This is a genomic window from Pantoea sp. AS142 (assembly GCF_037152305.1).
Lineage (GTDB): Bacteria > Pseudomonadota > Gammaproteobacteria > Enterobacterales > Enterobacteriaceae > Pantoea.
Genome location: NZ_JBBCMO010000018.1, coordinates 1 through 13,290 on the forward strand (window position 1 = coordinate 1; position 13,290 = coordinate 13,290).

The following is a 13,290-nucleotide window of genomic DNA, read 5'->3' on the forward strand; positions in this document are numbered from 1 at the left end:
TTACGCGTTCCTCCTGCAGAGTCAACCTCTATTTCAGAAGTTTTTCTCCGGCGGCCCAGTCTCCTGTGCCTCTCAACCCGTTTCCCGTTGCCGGTGTGCCGTGTTGATGGATGCGCATTATAGGGCGTTGTCTGAGAGGCGCAACCCATAAATTGCATAAAAAAGAGCGTTCGCTGCATTCCACAGCAAAAGCCGCTGTTATACGCAGTTACACACAACGTTATCCACACTGGCCGGGCTAAATAAATTTAAGCGAGCATCACGCAAACGTTTTCGCTACAATGCCGGACAAAATTACGCCCCCCCTTTTCGGGGCGTTACCTGAGGTTTTTGATTTTTTTCTTCTTATATAGGAGAGAAAACCGCTGTAAAACCTGATGTAACGCTCTTATATACGCGAAACAAAGCCAAGGGATAAACCACCATGCAACAAACTCGTCCTGTAAGCCGCGCATTGCTCAGTGTCTCTGACAAAGCCGGTATCCTCGAATTTGCTCAGGCGCTCTCTAATCGCGGTGTCGAACTGCTCTCTACTGGCGGGACAGCGCGCCTGCTGACGGATGCGGGTCTGGCTGTCACAGAAGTCTCTGACTATACCGGTTTCCCGGAAATGATGGATGGACGCGTCAAAACCCTGCATCCGAAAGTGCATGGTGGCATTTTAGGTCGTCGCGGCCAGGATGATGCCATTATGGCGCAATACGACATCAGCCCAATCGACATGGTGGTCGTTAATCTTTATCCCTTTGCACAGACCGTCGCCCGTGAAGGATGTTCACTGGAAGACGCGGTGGAAAATATCGACATCGGTGGCCCGACCATGGTGCGCTCTGCCGCTAAGAACCATAAGGATGTGGCAATAGTGGTCAGCAGCGGCGACTACGAGGCCATCATTGCCGAAATGGATGCCCATGAGAACGCGCTGACGCTTGAGACCCGTTTCGATCTGGCGATCAAAGCTTTCGAACACACCGCCGCTTATGACAGTATGATCGCTAACTACTTTGGTAGCCTTGTACCCGCCTATCACGGTGAACGTAATCAGCCCGCCGGCCGTTTCCCGCGTACCCTGAATTTGAACTTCATTAAGAAGCAGGATATGCGCTACGGTGAAAACAGCCATCAGGATGCGGCCTTCTATATAGAAGAGAACATCGCTGAAGCTTCAGTGGCGACCGCGCAGCAGGTTCAGGGTAAAGCGCTCTCCTATAACAATATTGCTGACACGGATGCCGCTCTGGAATGTGTCAAAGAGTTCAGTGAACCCGCCTGCGTCATCGTCAAACATGCTAATCCCTGTGGCGTAGCGACCGGTGACTCTCTTCTGTCAGCCTATGAGCGTGCTTACCAGACCGATCCGACCTCTGCGTTCGGCGGTATCATCGCCTTTAACCGCGAACTGGATGAAAAAACTGCGCAGGCCATTATCAGCCGCCAGTTTGTTGAGGTGATTATTGCGCCAGCCGTTTCCGAGGCCGTTCTTAAGATTACCGCCGCGAAACAGAATGTTCGTGTCCTGATCTGCGGCCAATGGCAAAACCGCACTGCCGCACTGGATTTCAAACGCGTCAACGGTGGCCTGCTGGTACAGGATCGCGATCTTGGCATGGTTGATGCCAGCCAGCTGCGCGTAGTCAGTAAGCGCCAGCCAACTGAGCAGGAGTTGCGTGATGCGCTGTTCTGCTGGAAAGTCGCGAAGTTTGTTAAGTCCAATGCCATTGTTTATTCACGGGACAGCATGACTATCGGCATTGGCGCCGGGCAGATGAGCCGCGTCTACTCCGCTAAAATTGCGGGTATCAAAGCGGGCGATGAAAGCCTGGAAGTGAAAGGCTCAGCCATGGCGTCGGATGCATTCTTCCCGTTCCGTGATGGTATTGATGCTGCAGCGGCGGTAGGCGTGAGTTGCGTTATCCAGCCAGGCGGCTCCATCCGCGATGAAGAAGTGATTGCGGCGGCTGATGAGCACGGCATTGCCATGATCTTCACCAACATGCGCCATTTCCGCCACTAATCGTTCGGGAGAGTAATAAATGAAAATTTTAGTAATCGGCAATGGCGGACGTGAACATGCTCTGGCCTGGAAGGCGGCCCAATCGCCACTGGCGGACACCGTGTTTGTCGCGCCGGGTAACGCAGGTACCGCATTAGAGCCTGCTCTGCAAAATGTCGCGATTGGTGCGACAGATGTCTCTGCCCTGCTTGAATTTGCCCAGCGTGAAAAGATCGATCTGACGATTGTCGGACCGGAAGCGCCGTTGGTGATTGGTGTAGTAGATGCATTCCGTGAGGCAGGGCTAGCTATCTTTGGCCCGACTCAGGCCGCTGCACAGCTGGAAGGCTCTAAAGCCTTTACTAAAGATTTTCTGGCACGTCATCAGATCCCCAGCGCGGCGTACCAGAACTTTACCGAGATTGAGCCTGCTCTCGCTTATCTGCGTGAGAAAGGCGCACCTATCGTTATTAAAGCCGACGGCCTGGCCGCAGGTAAAGGCGTGATTGTAGCGATGACGCTGCAGGAAGCCGAGGATGCGGTTCAGGATATGCTGGCCGGCAACGCCTTTGGCGATGCCGGACACCGCATTGTGATTGAAGAGTTTCTGGATGGCGAAGAAGCCAGCTTCATCGTGATGGTGGACGGCGAGCATGTGCTGCCAATGGCCACCAGCCAGGATCACAAACGTGTGGGCGATGGCGACGCCGGTCCGAACACAGGCGGAATGGGAGCCTATTCTCCGGCTCCGGTTGTCACCGATGAGATCCACCAGCGCGTCATGGATCAGGTTATCTGGCCGACAGTACGTGGCATGGCCGCTGAAGGCAACGTCTACACGGGTTTTCTCTATGCGGGCCTGATGATCGATCACAGCGGGCAGCCGAAAGTGATTGAATTTAACTGCCGCTTTGGCGATCCGGAAACTCAGCCGATCATGCTGCGCCTAAAGTCGGATCTGGTCGATCTTTGCCTGGCCGCCTGTGATCGTAAGCTGGATCGGAAAACGTCAGAATGGGATCCCCGTCCTGCGCTGGGTGTGGTACTGGCGGCAGGCGGTTATCCGGGAGACTACACTCAGGGCGATCAGATCCATGGTCTGCCATTGGAAGAGGTTGCTGACGGCAAGGTATTCCACGCCGGAACAAGGCTGGAAGATGACCGGGTGCTGACGAACGGTGGCCGCGTGCTGTGCGTAACCGCGCTGGGTGATGATGTGGCTGCGGCACAAAAACGGGCTTACGAGCTGACAAAGCCGATCTCATGGCAGGGCAGCTTCTGTCGCCGCGATATTGGCTACCGCGCCATTAATCGTAAATAAATTCAGGGGGCACAAGGTGCCCCCTTTTCAATTCACATATCTTCTTCTGTCGGCTGCTGTGAGCAATCATCCTGCTGACTGACGCGCAACAGCTGTATGCCTTCCGGTGCTTCCAGCCATGACACCATCAGCTGTGCCGATACGCTGCGTTGCTGTTGTGTCAGCATCTGCAGAGCGTCAGCATCAAAAGCGGGTCTGACCTGCTGGCCTTCGCAACTCTTCAGCACATTGTTTCCCAGCCAGTGTCCCTGTCTGAGGAACACCTGACCACTTAACAGCGCATCGCTGAGGCTGCGCATCCGCTGGGCATCAAATTTATAGAGTTCAACGGCATCCGGGCTGACCGCTTCACGCCGGCCTGAAAGCTGACGCTGCATAAAGTTAAGCCCACCAGCCTGATCAAAACGCAGAGTCACATCGTCAGGTTGTTTACCCTTCACCTGACGCTGAATGCTGATTAACGCTTCTTGCAGCCAGACATAATCCGTCACCTCCCCCTCACCGCCACTGAACGGCGTATAAAAGGTGCGAATATGTACCGACTGATGGTCGCTGTTTTTGCGCCAGATACGAACAACACCACGATCGGCAAGATAGCCACTAGCAGAAAAGGGGGGAATATCCGGAGTAGAGCTGCAACCAAATAGAAACAAGGAGAGAAACAGAACAGATAAACGCTTAAACAGCGGGGTCATGATGGCTGGCCTCTTAAACAAAAGGGGCGAAACGCCCCCTGTTTTAAAGCTTAACCGCAGTGCGACGTCTTACTTAACGGCGTCTTTCAGCGCTTTACCAGACACGAATGCCGGTACATTTGCTGCAGCGATTTTGATCTCTTTGCCAGTCTGCGGGTTACGACCGGTACGCTCAGCGCGGTGGTTCACTTTAAAAGTACCAAAACCAACCAGTTGTACAGCATCACCATCTTTCAGAGACTCAGTGATCGCAGCCAGAGTAGATTCCAGCGCTGCCTTTGCCTGAGTTTTAGACAGGTCAGCTTTTTCTGCGATCACGTCAATCAATTGAGTCTTATTCATAAGTTATCCTTAAAGTGTATTTATCGCTTGCTAAGCAACGAGTGCGAGGGAAAAGCCATATTCTGGCACTCTTCTGCCTGCACGCACCGATAGCCACAATTTTCAGCCCCCCAAATGTAGACCAGACAGGGGGCCAATGTGAAGCCTCCAGGCGCGCTAATTCGGGCCTGAAGTCACGTTTTATCGCCTTACTGCTGGAAATTTATACCGATGTTGCTAATTCCCGCTTCACGCAGGTCAGATCGCAGACCTTTAATCAATTCAAGGTCGCGCTCTTCACACTCCGCCAGCAGGCGGAAAATCTCCCACTGGAGGTCCCACTCATCAATGATAGCTGGGTTTTCACGCAGCTCTTCGTCGGTCATTTCGCGTCCAGCCTGAGTCATTTCCAGCATGGCAACAGTGGTAATTGAGGTCTCGCTGACTTCAATTGCATGCTCAAGAGTTTCACCGCTCAACTGCGCATGCACGACTTCGCTTAATGCCACGCAGGCATCGATAGCCGGATAAACACCATAAACCTCAAACGCATCGCCATCAGGAATGGCAGCTTCGAGCTTTTCCAGCTGGCTGTCGAAGTTTATCTTCGCATCCTTGACGGTCAGGTTTTCCCAGATCAGATCAAGAACCCGGCGATAGAGTGCCGGATCGGCAAATTCAGTCTGCTCGCAGAACGCACGATAGTTGGGATACATGCGCTCGCACAGGCAGGCCATAAAAGTAAGGTGCTGCCAGCTTTCCAGCTTCGCCAGACGCAGATGAACGGGATTTTGTAACATAAAGGTGGCTCTTATTCGTTTCGCTGGCCGCAGTGTAACTGCAAAAGCGCAGCACAAACAGTGTTAAAGCGCGTTTTGCCAGCGCTGGAAAGCGGCTCGATTCGAAGCAACCGCATCGGCCCAGCGTGTAGGTTCAGGCAACCGATAACCACGCGTACAGTTTTCGACCCAGTGTAGCGCGGTATCCAGGCTGACACGATGGCCGGTGGCGACAAACAGCGGATTACAACGCAGCTTGCTGCGCAATACCCAGCCTATCTGCTCACCTTTGTCGATCAGCGGCTGACGACTGCCAGGCTCCGCATCCAGATCGGCAAAACGTCCACACAGACGACTTTTTGCGACGCCAATGGTTGGCACATCGACCAGCAGGCCAAAATGCGACGCGACGCCAAGCCGTCTTGGATGCGAAATACCGTGCCCATCCACAAACAGCAGATCCGGTTTTTGTTTCAGCATCTGCCAGGCGGCCATTAGCGCTGGATACTCACGGAATGAGAGAAAGCCCGGAATATAGGGCATAGTGGTCTCAACGCGCGCGATGCGATGTTCCACCAGCTTCAACGATGGATATTCCAATACTACCATCGCCGCGCGCGTGACGGTGCCTTCCTGCTCAAATCCAACGTCTGCTCCGCCAATAAAGCGGGGCGGCAGCACGTCAAAGTCGTCTTCGCGCACCACGTCAGCGGCGCGTTCTAACTGCTCAGCGCGAAGTGCGGCAATGTCCATGATTACTCCTGATGCCAGGGACGTGATAAGCGATGTACAGCGTCAACAAAGACACCTGCATTTTCGGGTGGAACATCCTGATGAATACCGTGTCCCAGATTGAAGATATGTCCGGTGCCTGAGCCAAAGCGTTTCAGGATCCCGGCCACTTCCTGTTCAATACGCTGAGGTGCAGCATAGAGCATAGAGGGATCCATGTTGCCCTGCAGCGCGACTTTGTCGCCCACGCGACGTCGGGCGTCATCGATATCGGTGGTCCAGTCGAGACCCAGCGCATCACAACCGGTGGCAGCCATCGCTTCCAGCCACTGTCCGCCCCCTTTGGTGAAGAGCGTCACGGGTACGCGGCGACCGTCGTTTTCACGTAGCAGGCCATCGACAATTTTGTGCATGTAGTGAAGTGAGAACTCGCGATAATCACGACCGGTCAGCACGCCGCCCCAGGTATCGAATATCATCACGGACTGCGCACCGGCGCGAATCTGAGCATTGAGATAGAGGATGACGCTGTCGGCCAGCTTATCCAGCATCGCGTGCAGCGTAGCGGGATCGGCATACATCATCTTCTTGATTTTGGTAAATGCCTTGCTGCTGCCGCCTTCCACCATGTAGGTGGCCAGCGTCCACGGACTGCCTGAGAAGCCAATCAGCGGCAGATCACCGTTCAGGTTTTTACGGATAGTGCGGACGGCATTCATCACATAGCCCAGCTCCATTTCTGGATCGGGCACCGGTAAACGCTCGACGTCAGCGCGACAGGTCACAGGATGAGAGAAACGCGGGCCTTCGCCGGTTTCAAAATAGAGACCCAGTCCCATCGCATCCGGAATGGTCAGGATGTCACTGAAGAGAATGGCGGCATCCAACGGATAACGGCGCAGCGGCTGGAGAGTGACTTCACAGGCCAACTCGGCGTTTTTACATAGCGACATAAAGTCACCCGCCTGGGCGCGTGTCGCTTTGTACTCCGGTAAATAGCGCCCGGCTTGTCGCATCATCCATACCGGCGTGACATCAACTGGCTGACGTAACAGGGCACGCAAATAACGATCGTTCTTCAGTTCACTCATCTCAACACTCTCTCAATAACAGGCGTGTAGTGTAGCACTTTCACACTTCGGCGCGGCACAGGGCGACGGTATCTTCAATCAGACGGCGCGCCACGGTGCCTGGCGGCGGCAACAGGGGCAGGTCATCAAAACGGAACCAGGCCGCATCCAGCAGCTCTTTGCCGTCGTGTTGCAGATCGCCGCTGGCATATTCCGCCATAAACGCGGTCATCAGCGATTGCGGAAAGGGCCACGGCTGGGAGGTGACGTAACGGACGTTTTTGACCCGGATATTGCTCTCTTCCATCACTTCGCGGGCAACGGCCTGCTCCAGCGTCTCGCCAACTTCCACAAAACCCGCCAGCACGGTGTAGACCTTGTTGCGATGGCGGGCATGATTCGCCAGCAGGATTTCATCACCACGACGGATAGCGACAATGATGCAGGGAGCGATCTGTGGATAGTAACGCTCGCGGCAGTGACTGCAGAGACAGGCAAATTCATGTTTGCTGTGGTACATCTCATGGCCGCAATAGCCGCACCAGCGATGAGACCGGTAGAATTCTGCCAGCTGCACACCGCGACCCACCAGCTGAAACAGCTCTACATCCTGATCGATCAACTGTCGTACTGAGAACATATCGGCAGAACGCGGCTCACAAATTAGCCAGACTTTTTCGCCCTGCCATTCACCGATAGTGCGGGCCTTACTGCCGGTCAAACCAAATTTTTCGGCGTTTCCGTGGGGCAAATCACCTTGTGGCAACCAAAGTTTCTGTTCATGGCTGACAATCCACCATCCAGCGTCTACGCTTGAGATTTCGTATTGCATTTATTTCGTCATCCTTAGCGTCAAAACGCACGCTGAAGCCCTGATGTTAAGTGTGTAGATAAACAACTATAACTCACATGGAGTTAGATATGCTTAACCAGTTAGACGTCCTGGCTGAACGCGTAGGTGGCAGTAATGAACTGGTCGATTCGTGGCTTGAAGCTCGTCGTCAGCTACTGGTGACCTATTATCACCTTGTCGGCCTTAAACCTAAAAAAGAGGCGCTGACGCGTCTGGATGAACAGGCTCTGGACAACTTCTGTCACAGCCTGGTCGATTATCTTTCTGCAGGTCACTTCAGTATCTATGAACGCGTCATCAGTGAAATGAGTGGCGACAGCCCGATGATCGCCGCCGCGCAGATCTATCCACCGTTGGAAGCCAACACTGAACGTCTGATGCAACTGTATGACGGTCAACTGCAACAGGCGATCGACGACGAGAACTGCATGACCTTTCAGCAGGCGCTGTCCGAAGTCGGCGAAGTGCTGGAAGCACGGTTTACGCTGGAAGATAATCTGATCCAGCTGGCATGGGATAACCAGCTTGCCACTCCGCCGGTTGCCAATGACAGCCATATCGCGCGTCCGGCTTAGCCGTCATCACTGGTAAAAGGGTTGAGATTATCTCGTCGCCCTTTTATGCTGAACAGGTTCTGAGGAGCGTACTCCAAAGAACCTTTTTTATTTTTGCTTTGAAATACAAGGTTTACGCCTGACTCTGTTGTGATCAGACGCCAGCGTAAAAACAGCTTCTTGTCGGAGTGCCCAGTTGGGCTGAGACCGTTAATTCGGGATCCGCGGAACCTGATCAGGTTAGAACCTGCGAAGGGAACAAGAGTAAATATTTTCTGTATGCCAGTACGTTTACGCTGTCTATACGGTTACTCCTTCCGAACTCCGGACAAGCATCGTTCCCCCTTAACAGGAAGATTGCTATGTCTGACCCAAAAATAACCCGTCGTGAACAACGTGCCCAGGCGCAGGAATTTATCGATTCCTTGCAAAGCGGCAGTGCATTTCCCCAGTCCCGTCGCATCTGGATTACCGGCAGCCGCGAGGATATTCGCGTTCCCATGCGCGAAATCGCGCTCAGCCCGACCCACCTCGGCGGCAGCAAAGAACAGCCTCTTTATGAGCAAAACGAAGCGGTACCGGTCTATGACACGGCGGGGGCTTATGGCGATTCCGCGGCACAGATCGATGTTCATCGTGGCCTTGAAAAGCTGCGCGCCCGCTGGATTGCTGAACGCGACGACAGCGTGCTTCTGGAACAGAACAGCTCAGACTATACCCAGCAGCGGCTGGCTGACGAGGGACTGGATCATCTGCGCTTCGATCAACTTCCGACACCGCGCCGTGCCCGCGCAGGCCACCGCGTCACGCAACTGCACTATGCCCGCCAGGGGATCATTACCCCGGAAATGGAATTTATCGCCCTGCGGGAAAATATGGGCCGGGAGCGAATCCGCAGTGAGGTGTTGCTGCAACAGCATCCAGGCCATAGTTTTGGCGCGCATCTGCCCGCCGATATCACGCCCGAGTTTGTCCGTCAGGAGGTCGCTGCCGGCCGCGCCATCATCCCTGCCAATATCAATCACCCTGAATCGGAGCCGATGATCATTGGCCGCAACTTTCTGGTTAAGGTCAACGCCAACATCGGTAACTCGGCAGTAACCTCTTCCATTGAGGAAGAAGTGGAAAAACTGGTCTGGTCGACTCGCTGGGGAGCCGATACGGTGATGGATCTCTCTACCGGCCGTTATATTCATGAAACACGCGAATGGATTTTGCGAAACAGTCCCGTGCCCATTGGTACCGTGCCGATTTATCAGGCGCTGGAAAAAGTGAATGGCGTGGCCGAGGCACTGAACTGGGAAATTTTCCGGGACACGCTACTTGAGCAGGCAGAGCAAGGCGTCGATTATTTCACGATCCATGCTGGCGTGCTGCTGCGTTATGTCCCGATGACCGCGAAGCGTCTGACCGGGATTGTGTCGCGGGGTGGATCGATCATGGCCAAATGGTGCCTGTCGCATCATCAGGAGAGCTTCCTGTATCAGCACTTCCGGGAGATCTGTGAAATCTGCGCCGCTTATGATGTTTCCCTGTCTCTGGGTGACGGCTTACGTCCGGGGTCGATTCAGGATGCCAATGATGAGGCACAGTTTGCCGAACTGCGTACCCTGGGCGAACTGACCCGCATCGCCTGGGAATATGACGTTCAGGTGATGATTGAGGGGCCGGGGCATGTCCCGATGCATATGATTCGTCGCAACATGACCGAACAGCTCGACCTGTGCGATGAAGCCCCCTTCTATACGCTTGGCCCGCTTACCACTGACATTGCACCTGGCTATGACCATTTTACCTCAGGTATCGGTGCCGCCATGATTGGCTGGTTTGGTTGCGCCATGTTGTGTTACGTCACGCCCAAAGAACATCTGGGCCTGCCGAACAAAGACGATGTGAAGCAAGGATTGATCACCTACAAAATCGCGGCGCATGCCGCCGATCTGGCGAAAGGCCATCCGGGGGCGCAGATACGTGATAACGCCATGTCCAAAGCGCGCTTTGAATTCCGCTGGGAAGATCAGTTTAACCTGGCGCTGGATCCCCATACTGCAAGGGCTATGCATGATGAAACCCTGCCGCAGGAGTCGGGCAAAGTGGCCCATTTCTGCTCAATGTGCGGTCCTAAATTCTGCTCGATGAAAATTTCCCAGGAGGTGCGCGAGTTTGCGGCACGCCAGGATGCCCGTGCCGAGCCGGTTGAAGTAGGCATGGCGCAAATGTCAGACCGTTTACGCAGCCGCGGCGATGAGTTTTATCACCCCGCCGATGCCATTAATGAGGATTAACCATGCCTGCATTTCCCGCTACCGCTCCGCGCCTGGGGCTTTATCCGGTAGTTGATAGTCCCGCGTGGATTGAACGCCTGCTGGAGACGGGCGTTCGCACGCTGCAGCTGCGCATGAAAGATCAGCCCGATGAGGTCGCCGAGCACGCCATTGCTCAGGCGATTGCACTGGGCAAACGCTTTGACGCGCGCCTGTTTATTAATGACTACTGGCAGCTGGCGATTAAGCATCACGCCTATGGCGTGCATCTGGGTCAGGAAGATCTGGATTTCGCAGATCTCGCCCACATTCATCAGGCCGGATTGCGACTGGGACTCTCCACCCACGATGATGCGGAACTGGATCGCGCCCTGGCGATCCAGCCCTCTTATATCGCGCTTGGGCATATCTTTCCGACACAGACCAAAGAGATGCCTTCTGCGCCTCAGGGCATTGAGCAGCTAAAGCGACATCTGACACGTCTGACGCATCTTCCCACCGTGGCGATTGGCGGAATCTCAATTGCACGAGCACCCGATGTGCTCGCAACCGGTGTGGGCAGCATCGCGGTGGTGAGTGCGATTACCCAGGCAGATGACTGGCGTGAAGCAACGCGTACCCTGCTGGCACTGGCAGAGCCGCAGAAATAGGAATGTGTGGAACCTGTTTCGCATAGCGACTGCAAAATAAGTAATGCCAGCATTCTTTCGGGAAAGCGTCGCGCAAAAACCTATGTTGCCGCTGGCGTGCTTTAATCCAAAACCTTAACGTGGCATCCGTCAGGTTAAGGTTATCTGACCAGGGCCGGTTCCCTCCTCTTGCCGGCCCTGTTCCTTCTTTTCACTACGTGAGAGTAGAGGCTGAAGTCTGCGTCTCATGCTGGCACGAGAGCATGGCGCGTTCGACGGCTGCACCCACCAGCGCCAGCGCCTGTTCAGTTTGCTCGTTGATTGGCAGCCCGTAGTTTACGCGCAAACAGTTACGATATTTACCCGATGCCGAAAACAGTGAACCCACAGCAATCTGAATTTTTGACTCGCGCAGTTCGCGGTTAAGCCGGACCGCATCAAATGCTTCTGGTAGTTCTATCCACATCAGAAAGCCACCCTGAGGACGGGAAACACAGATGCCGCAGGGAAAGTATTGCCGTACCCAGCAGCTAAAGGTTTCATAGTTACGGTGATAGATTTGCCGCATCCGGCGCAGGTGGGGCTGATAATGGCCCTGGCGGATAAACTCTGAGACCGCATGCTGTGGCTGCGTAGCGGTGGAACCTGTGACAATATACTTCATGTGCAGCACACGGTCGCGATAGCGGCCTGGTGCAACCCAGCCGACGCGCAAACCCGGTGCCAGCGTTTTGGAAAAGGAGCTGCACAGCAGAACACGGCCATCGAGATCCAGCGCTTTAATGGTGGGTGGGCGCGGGTATTCCCAGGCTAACTCACCATAAACATCATCTTCAATCACCGCCGCATCAAACCTCTGCGCCAGTGCCAGCAATGTACGCTTACGCTGCTCAGGCATAATAAATCCCAGCGGATTATTGCAATTCGGTACGACCACGACGGCTTTAATCGGCCATTGATCAAAAGCCAGTTCCAGCGCTTCCAGACTGATGCCGGTTAACGCATCGGTCGGGATCTCGATGGCACGAATGCCAAAGCCACGCAGGGTTTGCATGATGCCGTGAAACGAAGGCGACTCAACGGCAATGATATCGCCCGGCTCGCAGACTGCACGCACGGCTACCGACAATGCTTCGTGGCAGCCAGTAGTAATAACGATATCATCGGCGGTGAGCTGGCAACCGCTATCTATCGCCAGTCGCGCAACCTGTTGCCGCAGCGCGAGTACACCATAGAGGTTGTCATAATTCAGCAGCGCGATTTCCTGCTTCTGCGCCTGTCGGCTGAAGGTTTTCCAGAGCGGCTTTAGCGTCGGCTGCGTCAGATCGGGCATGCCGCTGCCCAGTTGCAACACATCATCTTCCAGACGGCTATTAATCAGTTCCAGTACAGCATCCCACTGCGTCACCTCAACTGGCCGCTGTGCGGGACGGGTGAGCGCAGGGATTGGCGGCGTCGCTTTGCGCGAGGCAACAAAATAGCCGGAGCGCGACTGCGGCGTAATCATCTGCTTCTCTTCCAGCAGATGATAAGCCTGCTGCACGGTGCTGATACTGACGCCATGTTCAGCACTCAGACTGCGTACCGACGGCAGGCGTTCACCACTGCGATATAAGCCTTGTTCTATACGCTGAGCCAGCAGTGTGGCCAGATGTTCATATCGGGTCATTGTATTTCCTGTGGCTTCGAGATTGAGCTGCAACCAGTACAGTTATGCTCCTTTTCTACCATTCAGATCTCCATTAGGGCAATCTGTATGTTAAAAAAATGTATTTTTTGCATCTGTATCATGTATAACGATCCGCTGAAAATAGTCCTCAGACAAATTATTGAGGGCTCTACCATGGGATACGATGAAAATCGCGCAGCTAAACCGTTTTCAGGCACGCCTTATCATATAGTTATTAAACTGTGGCGCAGTTATAAACGCTGGCAGTTGCGGCGTGAGACGCGTGTCATTCTGTCGAAGCTGAGTGACAGTCAGTTGAAAGATATTGGCATCGGCCGTAACGACTGGAATGCCTGAATCCGAGACAAAAAAAACCCTGCCGAAGCAGGGTTTTTATCAGGTAAAGGACA

Annotated in this window: 13 protein-coding genes and 1 riboswitch; of the genes, 6 read left to right on the plus strand and 7 right to left on the minus strand. The window is 54.2% G+C overall.

All coding sequences use genetic code 11. From position 1 onward, the window contains the following. Positions 1-424: 424 nt before the first annotated feature. The gene (gene purH, locus WFO64_RS21830) at positions 425-2,014 is read left to right on the plus strand and encodes a bifunctional phosphoribosylaminoimidazolecarboxamide formyltransferase/IMP cyclohydrolase (RefSeq protein ID WP_337014270.1); all 1,590 of its coding nucleotides are present in this window, start codon (positions 425-427) and stop codon (positions 2,012-2,014) included. Positions 2,015-2,033: 19 nt separating this feature from the next. Next, positions 2,034-3,314 (plus strand): phosphoribosylamine--glycine ligase, encoded by a 1,281-nt coding sequence (gene purD, locus WFO64_RS21835; RefSeq protein WP_337014272.1) that lies wholly within the window; start codon positions 2,034-2,036, stop codon positions 3,312-3,314. 32 nt (positions 3,315-3,346) lie between these two features. Here the strand turns inward: purD and WFO64_RS21840 are convergent, their stop codons facing one another. The 6 genes from WFO64_RS21840 to nudC form a co-directional block, all read right to left on the minus strand. Further along, entirely contained in the window at positions 3,347-4,009 is a 663-nt protein-coding gene (locus WFO64_RS21840) for a DUF1481 domain-containing protein (protein ID WP_337014274.1), read from the minus strand. A gap of 69 nt (positions 4,010-4,078) precedes the next feature. After that, the gene (hupA, locus tag WFO64_RS21845) at positions 4,079-4,351 is read right to left on the minus strand and encodes a nucleoid-associated protein HU-alpha (protein ID WP_003850136.1); all 273 of its coding nucleotides are present in this window, start codon (positions 4,349-4,351) and stop codon (positions 4,079-4,081) included. Positions 4,352-4,539: 188 nt separating this feature from the next. Then, the gene (locus WFO64_RS21850) at positions 4,540-5,130 is read right to left on the minus strand and encodes a YjaG family protein (protein WP_337014276.1); all 591 of its coding nucleotides are present in this window, start codon (positions 5,128-5,130) and stop codon (positions 4,540-4,542) included. A 63-nt stretch (positions 5,131-5,193) separates the two neighbouring features. Then, positions 5,194-5,862, minus strand: a complete 669-nt coding sequence (nfi, locus tag WFO64_RS21855; protein ID WP_337014278.1) for a deoxyribonuclease V — start codon at positions 5,860-5,862, stop codon at positions 5,194-5,196. A gap of 2 nt (positions 5,863-5,864) precedes the next feature. Further along, complete coding sequence (gene hemE, locus WFO64_RS21860; RefSeq protein WP_337014280.1) at positions 5,865-6,932, minus strand: uroporphyrinogen decarboxylase; 1,068 nt, start codon at positions 6,930-6,932, stop codon at positions 5,865-5,867. Positions 6,933-6,972: 40 nt separating this feature from the next. After that, positions 6,973-7,743, minus strand: a complete 771-nt coding sequence (gene nudC, locus WFO64_RS21865; RefSeq protein ID WP_337014282.1) for an NAD(+) diphosphatase — start codon at positions 7,741-7,743, stop codon at positions 6,973-6,975. An 89-nt stretch (positions 7,744-7,832) separates the two neighbouring features. Between nudC and rsd the strand changes: the two genes are divergently transcribed. The 3 genes from rsd to thiE all read left to right on the plus strand — a co-directional run bounded on the left by rsd (position 7,833) and on the right by thiE (position 11,232). Beyond that, the gene (rsd, locus tag WFO64_RS21870) at positions 7,833-8,339 is read left to right on the plus strand and encodes a sigma D regulator (protein ID WP_337014283.1); all 507 of its coding nucleotides are present in this window, start codon (positions 7,833-7,835) and stop codon (positions 8,337-8,339) included. A 153-nt stretch (positions 8,340-8,492) separates the two neighbouring features. Continuing rightward, a riboswitch (TPP riboswitch) is annotated at positions 8,493-8,593 on the plus strand. Between the two features lie 87 nt (positions 8,594-8,680). Next, a complete protein-coding gene (thiC, locus tag WFO64_RS21875) occupies positions 8,681-10,603 on the plus strand; it encodes a phosphomethylpyrimidine synthase ThiC (RefSeq protein WP_337014284.1) in 1,923 nt (640 codons plus the stop codon). 2 nt (positions 10,604-10,605) lie between these two features. Next, a complete protein-coding gene (gene thiE, locus WFO64_RS21880) occupies positions 10,606-11,232 on the plus strand; it encodes a thiamine phosphate synthase (protein WP_337014285.1) in 627 nt (208 codons plus the stop codon). Positions 11,233-11,425: 193 nt separating this feature from the next. Here the strand turns inward: thiE and WFO64_RS21885 are convergent, their stop codons facing one another. Then, positions 11,426-12,880 (minus strand): aminotransferase-like domain-containing protein, encoded by a 1,455-nt coding sequence (locus WFO64_RS21885; RefSeq protein WP_337014286.1) that lies wholly within the window; start codon positions 12,878-12,880, stop codon positions 11,426-11,428. A gap of 174 nt (positions 12,881-13,054) precedes the next feature. On the opposite strand from WFO64_RS21885, the gene WFO64_RS21890 reads away from it, so the two are divergent. Then, positions 13,055-13,237: a DUF1127 domain-containing protein gene (locus WFO64_RS21890; protein ID WP_337014288.1), complete on the plus strand. Its 183-nt coding sequence runs from the start codon at positions 13,055-13,057 to the stop codon at positions 13,235-13,237. The last annotated feature ends 53 nt before the right edge of the window (positions 13,238-13,290 follow it).